This window comes from Denitrificimonas halotolerans (assembly GCF_034259425.1).
Lineage (GTDB): Bacteria > Pseudomonadota > Gammaproteobacteria > Pseudomonadales > Pseudomonadaceae > Denitrificimonas > Denitrificimonas halotolerans.
The window spans coordinates 198,156-215,015 of the sequence record NZ_JAXIVU010000003.1; the positions used below are offsets into that span (position 1 = coordinate 198,156).

General features: G+C 39.5%; 14 protein-coding genes. All 14 read right to left on the reverse strand.

The features are described 5' to 3' along the window. Positions 1 to 162: 162 nt before the first annotated feature. The gene (locus tag TOI97_RS04265) at positions 163 to 3,435 is read right to left on the reverse strand and encodes an AAA domain-containing protein (protein ID WP_321552880.1); all 3,273 of its coding nucleotides are present in this window, start codon (positions 3,433 to 3,435) and stop codon (positions 163 to 165) included. Positions 3,436 to 3,624: 189 nt separating this feature from the next. After that, on the reverse strand, positions 3,625 to 4,908 hold the full coding sequence (locus tag TOI97_RS04270; protein WP_321552881.1) for an exopolysaccharide biosynthesis polyprenyl glycosylphosphotransferase: 1,284 nt from the start codon (positions 4,906 to 4,908) through the stop codon (positions 3,625 to 3,627). A gap of 308 nt (positions 4,909 to 5,216) precedes the next feature. Further along, the gene (locus tag TOI97_RS04275) at positions 5,217 to 5,999 is read right to left on the reverse strand and encodes a glycosyltransferase family 2 protein (protein ID WP_321552882.1); all 783 of its coding nucleotides are present in this window, start codon (positions 5,997 to 5,999) and stop codon (positions 5,217 to 5,219) included. Continuing rightward, the gene (locus tag TOI97_RS04280) at positions 5,989 to 7,119 is read right to left on the reverse strand and encodes a glycosyltransferase (protein ID WP_321552883.1); all 1,131 of its coding nucleotides are present in this window, start codon (positions 7,117 to 7,119) and stop codon (positions 5,989 to 5,991) included. The genes TOI97_RS04275 and TOI97_RS04280 overlap by 11 nt, the downstream gene beginning before the upstream one ends. Before the next feature lie 147 nt (positions 7,120 to 7,266). Beyond that, complete coding sequence (wecB, locus tag TOI97_RS04285; RefSeq protein WP_321552897.1) at positions 7,267 to 8,403, reverse strand: non-hydrolyzing UDP-N-acetylglucosamine 2-epimerase; 1,137 nt, start codon at positions 8,401 to 8,403, stop codon at positions 7,267 to 7,269. 9 nt (positions 8,404 to 8,412) lie between these two features. Further along, a complete protein-coding gene (locus TOI97_RS04290) occupies positions 8,413 to 9,519 on the reverse strand; it encodes a glycosyltransferase family 4 protein (RefSeq protein ID WP_321552884.1) in 1,107 nt (368 codons plus the stop codon). Between the two features lie 27 nt (positions 9,520 to 9,546). Next, positions 9,547 to 10,617, reverse strand: coding sequence for a non-hydrolyzing UDP-N-acetylglucosamine 2-epimerase (gene wecB, locus TOI97_RS04295; protein WP_321552885.1), 1,071 nt, complete (start codon positions 10,615 to 10,617; stop codon positions 9,547 to 9,549). 451 nt (positions 10,618 to 11,068) lie between these two features. Further along, entirely contained in the window at positions 11,069 to 12,481 is a 1,413-nt protein-coding gene (locus TOI97_RS04300; RefSeq protein WP_321552886.1) for a lipopolysaccharide biosynthesis protein, read from the reverse strand. Continuing rightward, the gene (locus TOI97_RS04305; RefSeq protein ID WP_321552887.1) at positions 12,471 to 13,727 is read right to left on the reverse strand and encodes a glycosyltransferase; all 1,257 of its coding nucleotides are present in this window, start codon (positions 13,725 to 13,727) and stop codon (positions 12,471 to 12,473) included. The genes TOI97_RS04300 and TOI97_RS04305 overlap by 11 nt, the downstream gene beginning before the upstream one ends. Next, positions 13,724 to 14,821, reverse strand: a complete 1,098-nt coding sequence (locus tag TOI97_RS04310; protein WP_321552888.1) for a DegT/DnrJ/EryC1/StrS family aminotransferase — start codon at positions 14,819 to 14,821, stop codon at positions 13,724 to 13,726. Before TOI97_RS04310 ends, TOI97_RS04305 begins: the two co-directional genes overlap by 4 nt. Positions 14,822 to 14,869: 48 nt before the next feature. After that, a complete protein-coding gene (locus TOI97_RS04315; RefSeq protein WP_321552889.1) occupies positions 14,870 to 15,451 on the reverse strand; it encodes an acyltransferase in 582 nt (193 codons plus the stop codon). A gap of 8 nt (positions 15,452 to 15,459) precedes the next feature. Then, a complete protein-coding gene (locus TOI97_RS04320; protein ID WP_321552898.1) occupies positions 15,460 to 16,401 on the reverse strand; it encodes a Gfo/Idh/MocA family protein in 942 nt (313 codons plus the stop codon). Between the two features lie 94 nt (positions 16,402 to 16,495). Beyond that, positions 16,496 to 16,726, reverse strand: a complete 231-nt coding sequence (locus TOI97_RS04325; protein ID WP_321552890.1) for a UDP binding domain-containing protein — start codon at positions 16,724 to 16,726, stop codon at positions 16,496 to 16,498. 33 nt (positions 16,727 to 16,759) lie between these two features. Beyond that, complete coding sequence (locus TOI97_RS04330; protein ID WP_407651303.1) at positions 16,760 to 16,852, reverse strand: IS3 family transposase; 93 nt, start codon at positions 16,850 to 16,852, stop codon at positions 16,760 to 16,762. Positions 16,853 to 16,860 lie beyond the last annotated feature (8 nt).

The following is a 16,860-nucleotide window of genomic DNA, read 5'->3' on the forward strand; positions in this document are numbered from 1 at the left end:
CAAATCAGTAAAATATCAAAGCGCCCTCCCTGCTTGCTTACCTACATAGATGGGATCGATCTGTACTTTTTCAAGGGCTCATGCAAAAAGTCTGAATGCTTTGCATCTTGCTGAATTACAAATCAAAGCAGCCCGTCAAATAATGCTTAACGCGCATCCTACTTAAATCAAATTAAAAGTGATTTTACTAGCAGCGTCTACCAAAGGCGTTTGCAGCAACTGATGCTCAGAAAAATCAGATGGCTGTTGCTGTATAAAACTCTCAAAGCTATCAAAATGCTGCATACCTGTATTTTGCAGGTCTGAGGATAAGCCCCCTTGCGCCCAGTCGACTCGATTACCCACCACAAACAAGTGGTGCTTAGCCCGCGTAACCGCCACATTCAGTAAATTAGGTTTACCATTCACCCAACTAATGCCACCCGTATTTTTACGCGCTTTAGAGGCTGCAGTACAGAAAATAACTGTTGATGCCTCTTTACCTTGAAAGGTATGAACAGTACCAATATTTTCCTTGAAAAACTGATCAGGCTTAGCTGTATGGGCCTTGTCTTTTCCCAATGCCTGCTGCATCCAAGCGTGATTATTAGCGTTTTGTAATAGTTTTTTACAGCAGGTTTGTAACTCAACTCTCATCTTAGAAAAAGGTGTAATGATATAAACACCACCGGCTACCATTTGAGGGTGCTGAACAACTAAAAACTCAACCACTTTTAAGGCTGTAACAGCTTCTGCAGTATTTGCATAGCCCGGGCGTGCAATTGCATCAGGCTGTTCTTCAACATGAATCCAACCGCTTGGAATCGCTGGCCAACTAAATGGCTGACTGGCCATAACCATTTTATTGTCATAAGCAATTTTATTAGCAATTGAAAACATAGGTTCTGTACAGCGCCTATGTACCAATAATGGTATACCCACTTTACGCTCACCAATTTTAGCCATAAAACGCCCAGCATGATCCGCTAAGCTTTGAGCCGAACTGGTACTCACCAAATAACGGTCACCCCACCTTGACACACCATCTTTTGACGATACATCAATAAAATCATGAGCAATTGCTCGGTCCACTGAAGATGGCAGCGCGACTACAGGCTCAAGCTGGATAGGATCGCCGACTAAAATAGCTTGTCGACAGCGCTGCAATAATCCTACGATATGATAGTTAACAGCTTGCCCTGCCTCATCGATCATTACCAAACCAAACCCGCTGGTTTTCTGCATCAATCTAAACTGGCTTTCCACCGATGAGAGCGACGTACTCACAACAGGAAAAAATAAAAATAAAAGTGCCCACAACTGCTGATGCTCGGGTAAAACTTCTGTCGTTTCTAAACGCCCATCAATCAACTGATTTAATTGTTCCCAATGCTTAGAAAACTGCGCCCCACTGCTTTCTAAAAGGGCCTCATTGAACCTTAAAGCACTAGCAAACAACTCACTGCGCTGCCTATTTAACTTCTCACTACTAAAAGGAGCGCTCATTTGTAGTCGCTGTTCTGCCGCCTCAAGAGACTCATCAGTTTTCGGCATGTAAGCCGCAGCAGAAGTTAAATGTTGCTCCTCATCCAACTCCCAATAAGCTGCAGACTGAGCATTGCTCGATGAAAACATGGCATAACGCTGAACAAAGTCATCTTTGGCCGCTTGCAACTTTTTCTTAATGTGCGCCTGATACAGCTTCTTACCAAACCACTGACGCTTAAAGGCCTCGAACGCTTTTAGTGAGTAATCCCACTGCTCTTCCTTAAACTCATCCCAACGAGCAGCCAGCGCATCAACCGTAAGCTCACCAGAGTCAATCATCAGCAAAGCATCGGTGAACTCTGAGAAGAAGCCCTCATAGCTTTGATATGCCTGACACAACTTAATATCAGCAACCAGCGCTGGAATTTGGCCTTGCTTATCCCACTGCTGAACAAATTCTGCAATGGTTTTCTGCCCATTTTCCTGACCGCCACTTAAAAGAGCTCTATAAAAAAGATTGAGATTATAAATATCATTAATGTATTTAATATGCTCGCTCACTTTTTTCAGCGTTGCTTTAAACACATTACGGTTTGTTGAATTACCCAGAATGGCACAAAACAACCCCCAATCGCTGCTCGGTGCCAACGCACGAAAATGAGTAACAGCGTCAGCAAATGCTTCATCCAGTTGGCTCAACGCAGGCAGTTCTCTAGAAATGTTTTCAACTGCTTTATTATTACTCGACGCCACCAACATGCTGTGTTGCATAATCACTTCAAGATTTGAACTGTCATTAAACCATTCAGTATCCTCACACACCCGACTTAAAGCATAGCTGCGCGCTACAAAACGATCGGCAATAATATCTTTTAACAGGGTCGTTTTACCCGTACCTGGAGGACCATTTACAGCAACAATCGGATTTTGCTCAGCAGCACGCGCCACATTCACAGCAAACGCCTGCAGCAAACTCAAACCATACTTGGGGTTTTCAGGCCAACGTCCGTGCAGTAATGCGTTGGTATGCTGTAGAAAAAACGCCCCTTGATTCACCGCATCGCCAATTTCAACCTGCTCTACTTGGCCTAACACATATTCTTTCAGTGGGGCGGATAAGCCTTGCAGTCCATCTCGCTCGATGCGACTTATCACATGCTCAAGATCTTTCACAAAGAAAGGGCCGAGCTGTTTGCTTTCGTTTTCATCGGGGTAATAACAGAACCGCCAACGAAAAGTCACAGAACCATTGGAGAGCTGTCGAGGCTTATCTTGTTCTGCCAAGTATCCACTTTCAATCGGCTGACAATGCTGCAGCATATAACGACGCGCATCAGCATCAGGCCAAAACTCTTCTGCAAGTTCGCGATTAATCTCAATAATACGGCTTTGTAACTCTTCCGTGCTGAGCGGCACGCCCTCATCACCACCCAGATGATCCTGCAGCTTCGTTTCAATACTGACGACCCGTGCTTCAACCCACTGCGCAAGGCTCATATGTTCAGGCACGGAGCTACGGCAGCGCCGATACAAGGTACGCATTGTTGCTAAGTTTAGAATGAGGTCTTCATTATTGTCAGAGCGCAGCCAAGACAAAGTTTTCTTCTCATCATCCCATTGCGGGATCATGGCTTGCGCAACAAGGTAGGTACGCGGCACAACATAGTTGGGATGTTTTTCATCTTCTCGAGTGAGGTACCCCGCTCGATGACACTGAAACATCAGCAATAAGCGACTTTTATCGCTGATTTTTAATTTTTTTGTCGTTATTTTTTCAATCGCTGCATCACCCCAGACCTTATTAAAATCGTCTGCGGGTTGGCTGATAATCTTCTTTTTTACATCTAAAGGGCATTCAGGTAAATCAAATAACTCAGTATCCAGCCAATAATTTAAAACTCGTTTACAGCGCTCAGTGTATACATAACTGCTCTCAGCTGAAGGCTTAGTGGCAGATGATGCAGACACGCCTCTTACTGCTGAGCTGAGGGAAGAGTTCATAGCCTTTAGTGCTGCTTGACGATTAAATAACCTCGTCAAAATAGACTTGAATACCCCTCTCATACCACCCGCTCCCTTTTACTCACAACACGAAAATCCGGTGTACCGGCCTGAGTCACAACCACTCAACTATGAAAACAACAATATGCGCCCTAGCTAACGCGCCCCAAACCCAGTCAAAATCGTTTTAATGGTTTTCACTACAATCAAAATATCCAGCCACAAGGAGAAATGCTTGATGTAGTAGAAGTCATGTTCAATCTTAACTTGAGTATCATCGGCATCGGCAGCATAACCATGTACCACTTGCGCCCAACCGGTAATGCCTGGCCGAACCACGTGGCGATAAGAATAAAACGGAATCTCTTTTTCAAACTGATTCACAAAGGCACGCTGCTCTGGCCGCGGGCCAATTAAGCTCATGTCCCCTTTGAGCACATTAATAAACTGTGGAATCTCATCAAGGCGGGTTTTACGAATAAAATGACCAACTCGAGTGATGCGCATATCATTCGCTTGGGCAAACTGAGCCCCATCTTTTTCCGAGTCTTTACACATACTGCGCAGCTTGTAGACTTTAAAATCCTTATTTCTCAGGCCAACACGCTCTTGAATAAAAAACATAGGCCCATCACTTTCAAGCTTAATCACAATCCCTGTTAGCAGCATGATGGGTACCCACACCGGTGCAGCCAGTAGCACCAACAGCACTTCAAAAAAACGCTTAAAACCAGAATACATGCCTGATGGCAAAAGAGAGCCAAATATGTTTTCAGACAAATGATCTATCTTCACTCGGCCTGTCATTGACTCAATCAACTGTTGGGTATGGTAAACAGGGATACGCGCCAAGGTGCAGCTGGCCAGAAAACGCTCCCATTCAGCTGGCAGTTCTGTTGAGTGCAGGTCTGCCACAATGCCGTCATAACGACGCCCTTCTAAATCAGCTTTATTTAGAACCGTTACGATCGCATGAGGTGTGTCCTCTAACTCTAACGCGCGGCCATAAGGAACCAGCGCTAACTTAGGCTGTGCATAACGACGTCCTAAAAAGTAACCTAAAAAAGCCCAAACATAAGCCAGAATAAAAGCGTAACTCAGCACCTGGCGGGCGTAGTTCTCTTCACGTAAAAACAACAAAACAGATAATACAAACAACCACGACGTTAAGATCGTCGGAATAATAAAAGGCAAGGAACGCGTCCCTGGAAAGCGTTTAAATTTATGCAATATAAAAAATGAAATGGCATAAGCAATGCTGTTCGCGATGACTGTATTCAGTTCGGTTTCTGTCAGCGGCAGCTTTAACAACAACTCCCCCCAACGAATCCAATTGGGCAGCAAAACAACAACAGCAAACCCCAGAATAAACTGAAACAAACTACTGAAGAGGATGACTTCATACCAGCGCGAATGACGACGCTCTAAGTTAACCGACACATTAGTCTCCAAACTTTGGTTTGATAAGGCCAAAGCTGTCTAGAAATCGAAAGAACGGCCTATTCTATCCCTAGGCACCACTGCCGTATATATGCCTTAAGCCCTTTAGACTGCGAGCCCATATACAATTACAAAATCTTAACTCATAAAGCTTGCGCCTCGCCTGTCCCTACGTTACGCACTAAAAATACGCAATGGCCGGAAGTACCGAAGGTGACGACTGGAGCGAGATTAGTCATATCAAAATTGAGTGAATAAAAAGAGTTGAGCCAAAAGAAGATCGCAGTTCTTATCTCATATAAAAGATATTAATCTAACACCCCTAGTGCTCGAGCAAGTGTTGGAAATTTCGTACGAAGCACACCACGTACAGCGTAATGGGTAAAGTAATAAGCTGACTTAAAAATACTCAACTGCTCTAGATCACGGTATAAGCGCCAGTTTTCTTTGGCCATTTTAGTTTTTTTGGCTGAACTTTGTGATGCATACACTCTGTACCGTGCCAACACTTCAGGCATGCCATAGGCATAATCAATTTTCTTCAAAATTGCTAACCATGTAGCAAAGTCTTCCCGCTTTGTATTGACTGGCATATAGACTTTACCCAATTTTTCAACATCATACATAGCAGTCAAACAACCGATAACATTGGTTTTTAAGAGCTGCTTATAACTGATTTTCGTAGGGGTGTTCACAATATCGAACGATACTCCTTTTTCATCGATTTTTTCATAAGCTGTGTAACTGAAAGCAACTTCGTTCTCTAACATGAAGCTGATTTGCTTTTCTAGCTTTTCCGGATGCCATAAATCATCGCTATCCAAGAAAGCAATAAATCGACCAGTTGCGACTTCAATTGCAGTGTTTCGTGCAATTGAAGCACCAGAGTTTTTTTCTAATTGTATAAACTTAATACGAGGGTCTTGAGATGCGTACTGTTGGATTACCTCTGCTGAACTATCAGAGGAACAGTCATCAACAATTATAACTTCCCAGTTATTAAAAGTTTGCGTGGTTACTGACCTAAGTGTTTGTAAAATGAAAGAGGAGGAGTTGTAAGAAGGGGTTATGATGGAAACGCTAGGACGCATTATATTTTCCAGATATATTTAAACTTTCTTTTAAGTAATCTATAAATAAATCTTCTTTTTCTTCCCAAAAAGTATCAGGCTCATACTTCACATAGCTTACAGAGAGTGAAGCTAAGCCCTTTTTAATTTTATTTCTGATGTCATCAACATTATATTCATCAACTACAACTACATTGCTGTATTCCTTTACAAGCTCTTTCGCCATCATAGTATTTTTTGAAAAAATTGGTATTTTAGAAAAATAAGAGCATTCGAAATATTTATTTGAAATTGCATAGATTGCATTAAAATCATTTGTGGGATAAGCGGCCCACACTAGGTCCGCTAGTTCATAAATGTATTTTAAATCGGAAGGCGAGTATCTTCCAAAAAATACAACTTGATTCTCTAGGTTAAGTGTCTTTACTTTTTTTTGTAATTTTTTAAGTTCTGGACCATCTCCAAAAACATAAAAGCAAATACTTGTACCAACAATTGCTTTCAAAATATTCTCTAGAATTTCATAGTACCTAACTACTCCGACCCATGAAACATTTTTACCGCTCTCTGGTTTGTTTTCTTTAAAATCTAAAAACCATTTTGGCTGTATTGAATCAAAATCTAGTGCTTTTTTAGATGGATAGTTTTCAAATGTATAAGAATTCAGACTTGAAGGATAAAGTTCTTTAAAAAAACGAGATGCAAAAATTGTAAAACTCACATGTCTAAGACATGCCCTTTCCAGTAATTTTAAAAACAGACTTATTGCTTTGTTGTTAGAAGTTGGAAGGTCTAAACAATCATAAATTATTTTTATTTTATTTCTTGAGAAAACCTTTATAGAGACTGCACAAAGTAGAGAATCCCAATGGCTAGCAAATATAATATCTGGATTCTCTATTTTTTTTATTTTTGAAATGTACCTAATAAATTTAGGTAATGAAAATATTTTCTTTATCTTGTTCCCATAACCCAGCTCATTTTCTAAGACATAATGTGAAGCTGGTACGGCTTGAGATGACTTGGCGCCTCTATTCCATGCAACCACAGTTACGTTAAAGTAGTCTGACAATGTATTCTTAAATCTTTCTGTGCGAGTATTAATTGGCCATGCTGTATCAATAATCAATATTTTACTCATATGCATCCTAAAATAAAAGGACTTATAAATTATATTAGTGGCACTTAGTATATAACAAAAATGTTATTTTATTATAAATATTCAGAAGGCAACCATAGCCACTTAAGCCCACGTATATTTCTACAAAATTAAAAGACAGGGAATAATTTACATTACATTTTTTAAAAAGTTTATAATCCGTTTAGTGGCTTGACCATCACCATAAGGATTATGCGCTTGTGACATTTTTTGATAAAGCACTGAGTCATCTAATAATTTTTGAACAGCATCGCGTATCAAATTCGAATCTGTGCCAACTAGTCTAACTGTACCTGCTTCAACCGCTTCTGGTCTTTCTGTAGTCTCACGCATTACTAAAACTGGCTTGCCTAAGCCAGGTGCTTCTTCTTGAACTCCACCACTATCTGTAAGTACTAAGTAGGAATTTTGCATTAAGTACACAAATGGCTCATAACCAAGAGGTTTTATTAAATGCAGATTATTTACGTCACCTAGTAATCGGTTTACAGGCTCTTGAACATTTGGATTTAAATGGACAGGATAAACAAAATGAGTTTCAGGGTTGGAAATGGCCAAGTCACGTAAAGCGGCACAAATATTTTCAAAACCACCACCAAAGTTTTCACGACGATGCCCAGTAACTAAAACATAGCGATGTTCAACAGCGTTAATATTTAAGCCAGCAGTAGTTAATGATTCAGTGATACTTTTTTTCAGCTCAGCTGATTCAGCAATTTTTTGTGTTACTAACTGCAACGCATCTATCACTGTGTTACCAGTTACAGTGATGTGGTCAGAAGAAATTTTCTCATCTAATAATGCTTGTTTGTTACGTTCAGTAGGGGAGAAGTGCCATTTTGCCAGCCTGCCTGTTAACACACGGTTTGCTTCTTCAGGCCAAGGAGAATACATATTCCCTGTACGCAAGCCTGCTTCTACATGCCCCACAGGAACTTGCTGATAGAAAGCTGCCAGTGTAGCAGCGAAAGTAGTGGCAGTATCACCGTGAACTAATACCAAATCAGGCTTGAACTCAGAAAATACGTCACGCAAACCAAGAAGTACTTTACTTGTAATATCGTATAAGTCCTGACCAGCCTGCATTAGATTTAAATCAAAGTCTGGTGTGATTTCAAAAAGCTTTAAAACTTGGTCTAACATTTCACGATGTTGCGCTGTAACTGCTACTTTAGCATCAAAAAAACCATCTGCTTCTAGTGCTTTAACGAGAGGTGCCATTTTAATTGCTTCTGGTCTAGTCCCAAAAACGGATAGAACTTTCATCATATATTCCTAAACTAGATCTAGTGTTATTTTTTTAGCCCATTCATCAAGTGAAAAATTATTCTTAATTTGACAGTAGGCTTCGTACGAAAGCTTATTGTACTCTTCTTCCGTTAGGCTTAAAGCAAGCTCTAAAGCAGCTGTTAAATTATTGTTTTTTACAACTATCCCGTTCACTCCATCCGTTATAATTTCTTCAAATCCATCTCCTGGATAAACAACAGGAACAAGACCTAATGACATAGATTCAAGTAATGCATAGTTCGCTAAAATAATATCTGCTGGCAATACGAAAAAACGATGCTTTTTCATAATTTCACGTATATTGCTAACAAAACCATGTGCAGATACAACATCACTGATATTTAATTTTTCATAAACATCTAAGGCTTTTTCAGAGTAGGATACTCCTCTTGGAGCATAAACTTCATTAGAAATAGAATTGAAACCATAAATTGAAGCATTGAAAGATTTTCCTTTTTCTTTAAGTTCGTTAAATGATTCTATTAATTCAATAACATTCCTTTTTTCAATAACAGCATTTGCGTATATAAAGTCTTTTTTATTTTTTTTTCCTCTTGGCTTTACATACTCTTGTACCGGTACGGCGTTATAGATACTAACGACTTTATTTAAAAGCTTAGGGCTTATCTCTGCAAGGCTAACCAAGTGATGCTTTTCTTTGGCATATATTTTATTAGAAAATCTTACTGCTAATCTTGTCAGTTTTTTCTTAATACTCACTAAAATGATACTTTTGTACGATTCATTATTTATATTTTGCTTATCACCAGTTAACTCCCAACCAATTAGCCAAAACCTTACATTTATATTAAGAGCTCTGGCTAATAATACGTAAAAAACTGAAAGAATTGAGTAATCATAACAATCAATATTTTTTGGTTTAAACATCATTAGAACTTTAAAATAAGAAAAAACTCTCATAAAAATATTAGTTCCAGCATAAACAAAAATGGACTGCTCTGTGTTTATTGGATCAGTTTTTTTCTTATTTAAGAGAACTTTAATGTTAACATTATTTTTTTTATAGGAATCAACCACATAATTATACTTATGTGGAAAAAAAGGCAAACCAACAATTAAAATGTTTTTCACAAGTTTTCCGTTTTAAATATATAACTATTAAATTAACGAATTAAGTCTTTTAGCAATTTCTTTAGATGTCTTCCCGCCACCGTACAACCTACTCTCATCTTTAACAGTACGTCCTAAGTTATGCATAGCAGCCTCGATAATATTATTCGTATCAGCCCCCACCAACTCATTAGCCCCGACTTCAACCAACTCAATCCATTCAGTCTGATCTCGCATAGTAACGCAGGCTTTCCCCATAAAAAACGCTTCTTTTTGTACACCGCCGCTGTCGGTGAGGACTAGACCTGTGCGTTGTAGTAGCCAAATCATTTCTAAATAACCAACTGGATCGATTAAGTGAACATCTAGCTTTAAGCCTTGTGCAGCGATGACTTTACGGGTGCGTGGATGCAGGGGTAAAACTACAGGCGCTAGGTTGGTGTGTAGGTGGTTAAGCGCTGTAATAATAGCGGCTAAGCGCTCTGGGTTATCAGTGTTTTCGGCACGATGAAAGGTGGTAAGAATAAAGCCATCGTCAAGCTCAAAGCCCTGCGGCTGAGTGGCTTTTTGGGCGAAAAACTCGGCGCTGTCTTGCATCACATCACCCACCTGCAACACTTGGATGGGCTTATCATCAAAACCCTCACGCTTTAGGTTCGCCATAGCTGAATCGGTTGGACAAAACAGTACACTACTAATTTGGTCGGTCAGGATACGGTTAATTTCTTCCGGCATCTGCATATTAAAGCTACGCAAACCTGCTTCCACATGAGCTACAGGAATATGCAATTTAGCCGCTGCCAAAGCACCGGCAAGCGTGGAGTTCGTATCACCATAAACCAATACCCAATCGGGCTGCTCTTTAAGCAACACCTTTTCAATTTCTATCAACATACGGCCAGTCATATCACCGTGGTTCACGCTGTTAATGTTTAACTGATAATCTGGGCGTGGAATGCCTAGCTGTTCGAAAAACACATCCGACATATTGGCATCAAAGTGCTGGCCAGTGTGGATTAAAACCTCAGTTAAGCCATCGGTTTCTTGAATGGCTTTAGAGACGACACTGGCTTTAATAAACTGCGGCCTAGCGCCGACAATGGTAACTATTTTTTTCATTTAAAAACTCTTTTTTTGGCTACTGAAAACAGGCAGTTATACACGAATTAGAAAATCGTCTTCTAACTAACAAATCACCAGAACAGCTTTAAACACCAAGGTTAATTTCTCAAACATTGATTATCGTTGGTGAGCACACAGAATCTATCACTTACCATGCCTTCTTATAGCCACTAGCAAATGCCAAGGTTGCCGGAAAGCGAAATCGCGTCAAGAAACAAAAATAAAGCTAGGTATTCTTTACCTTCACACACTAAAGACAAGGGTAAAAAGCCCTGCACAAAGCCATCCAAAGGCCGCTATACACTGCAGCAAGCATTGTACGTGCGAGGGGTGCAATAAACCATTGGTATATATTATATGCAATAACGGCTACCGTCACGTCAAGAGCACCTGTCTACTTAATTAATAAAAAAGCTATGAAAATTTAGCTAAGAAACAAAACTAATATTTACTTAGCATATTGACTTAACAGTACTTCTTTAACCATCTTGATGCTTCGATTAAAGATAAAAAAACCGATAAAAAACATTCCTATCCATATAAACAGAAGTAAACCTCCTTGATCTAAAAACAGTGATTTAATAACAACAACAGAAAGTAAAATAGTTATAATTAAATAAGTTTTAACGCTAGGCATATTACGCCAAACTCTACGAGCAAGCTCGGTACGTAAAATATAAAAAACCCAAAAAGAAAATGCTGTTGATATGGCTGCACCAGTTGCTCCAATTTTAGGTACTAATAAATAATTTCCTATTACATTAATCAACATTGCGCCAATGGATGCCAACATAGAGAATCCTGTTTTTCTTGATATTGATATCCCTACAGCTGTTGTTTCTGAAAGAGTATAAAAAAGAGGTGCTATTAAACATAGCGTAATCAAATATTCAATTGCAGCGTATTCTTTTGGTAGAAAGTAAGGGAGTATCCAAGAAAATAAACCTGCTAAGACCACAATAAAATAAATTGCTGCTAATAAGTGTTCTGAGATCTCATCAACCTTTTTAAGGTCAGCACCTTCTTTTACCCACTTGTAAACCATAGGGGCCCAGATAGTGTTGAAAATACCTGCAAAAATTGTGGCGACACCTGCGATACTCATTGTGACTGAGTAAACACCAAGCTCTGCAAAGGTGGACATGCTCCGTAAAAATAATTTATCCATAACGTTGAGCCCCCATGAGGCTAAGCCACCTATTACTAATGGAAGACCAAAAATAAGTAATGGCTTTATCTCTATCCACTTAATAGAATATTTAAGAGAGGTTAGCCATTCTTTCCTTGTATTCCAAAAAAACACAAGAAAGACAGATAATACGGACAGCGTGTGTGCAGTAATTAGGTTGTAAGCGTCTTTTTTAAAACCAAATAGAACAGTACTAACGATAAATAATAAAAAAATAATTTTCGGTAGTAGCTGACTCATTGAATAAGCGAGAGCCCGTTCTTCCATACGAAGTATCAAGGATAAAAAGCGAGAAGTAAAAGCTAAAAAAAAGCAGAGAATGCTAACTGCACTTAAAAAAGCACTTGGGATATCATACAAGTATTTAGCAATTACGGTGGGCTCAATCAGATAAATTATTCCGTAAGTACAAATAATTAAAAAAAGCCCAGGGAATAAACTTAGCTTTAGTAGTTTTGGTTTGTTATCTGACTCATGATATTCGCGCACATAAGCTTGGTCTAGACCTAAGCAGAAAAGAAGAATAGAAAAGCTGGCTACCACTTGTAGCATAGAGATTCTGCCCACATCTTCTACTGAATAAAACCATGTGATGAGCGGAAGAGTAATAAATCCTAGTGCGGCAGCACCTATTGGACCAATAGCATAGCCCAGTATTTTATTAAGGTTCATTAATCCCTGCGATCTTTTCTAGTTTACAAATAAAATCAGGATAGTTAATGGAGGCATTGAATCTTTCATATACCCAATTATAAGCATTGTTACCATAATCAATAGTTTTTTTGTTTTTACATATAGTATTAATACCAAGGACTATATCACTAGCTGTACATTTTTTAGGCATTAAATAGCCGTTTTCATTATTTACAAGATCAGAGATACCACCGACGTTAGGAGCTATAGATGGAATCTTACAACTCATGGCTTCCATTATAGAAACGGGGATACCTTCAGAAGCACTAGAGTTGATAAATATGTCAAACCCCCCTGATTTAAGTATTTCAATAACATCTGTATTTTTTTTGTGGCCAAAAAAATTGATGGTTAAATTAGTTTGTTTACGTGTTAATTCACGTGACTCTTTGATCAAACTCTTTAATAGTGGTCCGTCACCAATATGTGCCCACTCAACACCTATATCTTGATTTTGTTTTGCGTACTCTAATACAGCACTAGCAATTAAATGTATTTGTTTTACGGGTACACAGTATGATATAGAAATAACTTTTACAGTATCCCTCGATATTTTAGCTTGTGGCTGTTCAGCAGGTAAGTTTACACCTAGCCTTGCTACATCAAGATTATTAACAGTTACACTATATTTGCTTTTATAATATTTAAGTGCGCTTTTAGATAACAGATAAACTCTATCAGGCGAGTTTGCAAATTGTCTTTTTAAGGGCATATATTTATTCTTTCTTTGCTCTTCATATAAATCAAATCTATGTGCCCTAGAAACAACCTGATTAACAGCCCCTTTTTCTTTTAAGATGCAAGCCGCATAAAAAGAAATATCATTCCAATAGCAATAAAATGTATTATTACCATCAATATCATTACTCATCATTGTTTTACTTAGCATTTCTTTTTCACGAAGCAGAACAGCTACTGATTTTAATGCTACTTTTAAATTAGATATAAAATTTATTACCCCCCCTCTCTTAAATAAACATACAACTTCTTTCATAAAATAAACGCTTAACAATGCCTTTACTACATACAAAAACTTTTTATTTATTTTATGTTTTTTTAGTAGTTTAATCTCACCAGGGAAACTTCGTAAGGCTCCTTTATTATTGTCTGACATGATGTAAACATTATCAAAATTAGTCCCCTTCCAATACTTTATTTCTGTCTCTAAGAACTGCTCGCCACCTTCATATGGAAAGCTAGAGGTAAGAATTATTAGATTGTTCATTCAGCTAAAGCCTTGGCGATTTTATATTGGTCTTCATTACTCATGTACGGATGCATGGGCAAGCTAATTACCTTTTCTGCCACTGCATCGCCTACAGGTAGCTTGGCGCTTTCATCGGCCACTGCTGGTTGCTTGTTTAGAGGTATCGGGTAATGCACTGCTGTGGGAATGCCAGCTTCTTTAAGTTTGGCTTGTACTTGTTCGCGGTTCTCCACCTGAATGGTGAATTGTGCCCAAGCACTGGTGTTGTGTTCTTCAACAAACGGTAAAGTGATTGTTTTAGCCACAGAATCCACTGAAGACACGGACAATAATCCTTTATAGCGCTTGGCTACTTGTTGGCGTAATTTAATTTCTTCTGCGAATATTTCGAGCTTGGGTAATAAGATAGCGGCTTGCAGGGTATCTAAGCGACTATTTACGCCGACACGAAGATGATGGTAACGGCGGTCTTGCCCGTGACGTGCTATTTGGCGTAATGCAATGGCTAGCTCGTCATCGTTGGTGAATATTGCGCCCCCATCACCGTAGCAACCAAGTGGTTTGCTAGGGAAGAAGCTAGTGCAGGCTACGGTACTTAAATTACAAGACTGCTTACCTTTATAAGTAGCACCAAAGCTTTGTGCTGCGTCTTCAATAACAGGAATACCATATTTTTTGGCGATAGTATTAATGGCATCAAAGTCAGCGCATTGACCGTAAAGTGATACTGGAATGATTGCTTTGGTTTTAGTGGTAATAGCTGCTTCTAACTTTTGTGGGTCTAAGTTGTATGTTTTTGGGCATACATCAACATAAACGGGTTTTGCGCCTAATAAAGCAACAGTTTCTGCCGTAGCAATATAAGTAAACCCAGGGGTAATAACCTCATCGCCAGGCCCTATGCCATAGGCCATTTGAGCAATCTGCAAAGCATCGGTACCGTTAGCAACACCAATACAATATTTAGCACCTACAAAGTCGGCCAACTTTTCTTCAAGCTCACCGACCTCAGGACCAAGAATATATTGACCATGCGCTAAAACGTTTTGAATATTAAAATCTATTTTGTCTTTAATGCGTGCTTGCTGGGCAGCTAAATCGATAAATTGCATATGCCATATCGCCGGAGCAATGTCCGCGCCTACAGTTAAATATTATGTTTACGCAGCTTGTTTGGTCACCAAGCCATTTTTGAGTGTGTACACAGTACCGGTATGTTGACAGGTAGTTTGCCCTTCACCACTTAATGGTAAATCCAATTGCTCACCAAACTCGCTCATCCAACCGATTTGTCTTGCGGGCACTCCAACTATAAGGGCATAAGCAGGTACATCTTTATTAACCACTGCACCCGCACCAACAAAGGCGTACTCACCTATGGTCACGCCGCAAACGATTGTGCAATTAGCCCCAAGAGTTGCCCCTTTTTTGACAACAGTGTCGAGGTACTCATCTTTGCGTTCAATTAATGAACGCGGATTATATACGTTGGTAAACACCATACTCGGGCCACAAAACACACCCTCTTCAAGGTGTACATTATCGTAAACCGAAACGTTATTTTGGATTTTACAGTGATCACCGATGGTGACTTTATTACCTACGAAAACGTTTTGACCAAGGGAAACGCCTTTGCCAATTTGCGCTCCGCTACAAACGTGAACAAAATGCCAAACGCGGCTGCCTGCACCAATTTGCGCGCCATCATCAACGATGGCGCTATCATGTTTAAAATATGTCATCAGAAGCTTCACTGCTCTTTCAAGAATGGATGGTAGTCACCTTGCAGGCCTACTACAGTAGCGTTACGAATATGTGAAACAGTCGCAATCGCAGTGCGGTTTTCTTCTAAACCAAAACCACGACCCGCTAAAATTTCTTCGTAACTACGGTTATGCAACTCAGTAAAACCACCGGAGAATTCAATCTCCTCACCATTTACGGTGATGGAGCGGAAAGTTCGCTGCCCTGTCGCACGAACCTCCGCTGGAACATCTTCAATATCTACAGATAAAAACCAACGTACTCGTGCACTTTCGTACTCTAAGTAACCTGCTGCCTTGGTATCTGTCATGTGATGGACGATATTTTCCTGCAAGTCACCAAAAATAAAATGCAGCATGTCAAAAAAGTGCACACCAATGTTACTGGCAATACCACCTGACTTTTTAGTGTCGCCCTTCCAAGACTGTAAGTACCACTTACCACGTGAAGTAATATAGGTAAGATCAACTTCATATTTTTTGCTGTTTTGAGTGCTTTTTACTTTTTCTTTCAACGCAACAATGGCAGGGTGAACACGCAACTGCAAAATGGTATTCACTTTTCTACCAGTATCTTTTTCCACTTCTAAAAGCCCATCAATATTCCATGGGTTTAATACCAATGGCTTTTCACAAATGGCATCTGCACCTGAGCGTAAAGCAAAACGCATATGAGAATCGTGCAAGTAGTTTGGTGAACAAATAGAAATATAGTTCACACCTTCGCCCGCACGTCTTAGCTTATCGATATGACGGTCAAAACGTTCAAACTCAGTAAAAAAGCTCGCATCAGGGAAGTGGCTATCGATAATCCCCACCGAATCATTTGGATCAAGGGCGGCTACTAAGTCCGCTTCAACGTGTTTAATTGCCTGCATGTGACGAGGTGCGATATAACCCGCAGCACCAATAAGAGCAAATTTTTTCACATTCATATCCTATCTATTTTATATATTTAGCTTGTAAAATCGGACGCCTGCTATAACGATAATACAATTAATAAGCACCAAAATGATTAACGGCTTACAGTCGTATATCCGACTCTTGAGAGTTAAGTAAGTACTTTAAGTCATATAAAATATGTTCTGGCTTACCTAATTTACGAATTTTCTCTACACCCATACTCTTAAACTGATGATGACCTACAGCCAACACCACCGCATCATAAGCACCAGATTTCGGCTCACTAACAGGAGTGATATTATATTCACATTTAGCTTCTTCAGGGTTAACCCATGGATCAAAAACATCCACAGAGATATGGAGTGAACCCCTTTTCTTGGACTCTTAAGCCACGCTTTTACTTAGGTACTGAGCTCTGTATTGAGCAGGGCTCATCTTTAAATTAAGCATGATTCGTTCGTTGTTATAGTAGCTAATGTAATCTT

Excerpts from the sequence above, each read along its gene's own strand:
- TOI97_RS04275 (WP_321552882.1), bottom strand. The coding sequence starts at position 5,999 with ATGCGTCCTAGCGTTTCCATCATAACCCCTTCTTACAACTCCTCCTCT.
- TOI97_RS04280 (WP_321552883.1), bottom strand. The coding sequence starts at position 7,119 with ATGAGTAAAATATTGATTATTGATACAGCATGGCCAATTAATACTCGC.
- wecB (WP_321552897.1), bottom strand. The coding sequence starts at position 8,403 with ATGAAAGTTCTATCCGTTTTTGGGACTAGACCAGAAGCAATTAAAATG.
- wecB (WP_321552885.1), bottom strand. The coding sequence starts at position 10,617 with ATGAAAAAAATAGTTACCATTGTCGGCGCTAGGCCGCAGTTTATTAAA.
- TOI97_RS04300 (WP_321552886.1), bottom strand. The coding sequence starts at position 12,481 with ATGAACCTTAATAAAATACTGGGCTATGCTATTGGTCCAATAGGTGCT.
- TOI97_RS04305 (WP_321552887.1), bottom strand. The coding sequence starts at position 13,727 with ATGAACAATCTAATAATTCTTACCTCTAGCTTTCCATATGAAGGTGGC.
- TOI97_RS04310 (WP_321552888.1), bottom strand. The coding sequence starts at position 14,821 with ATGCAATTTATCGATTTAGCTGCCCAGCAAGCACGCATTAAAGACAAA.
- TOI97_RS04315 (WP_321552889.1), bottom strand. The coding sequence starts at position 15,451 with ATGACATATTTTAAACATGATAGCGCCATCGTTGATGATGGCGCGCAA.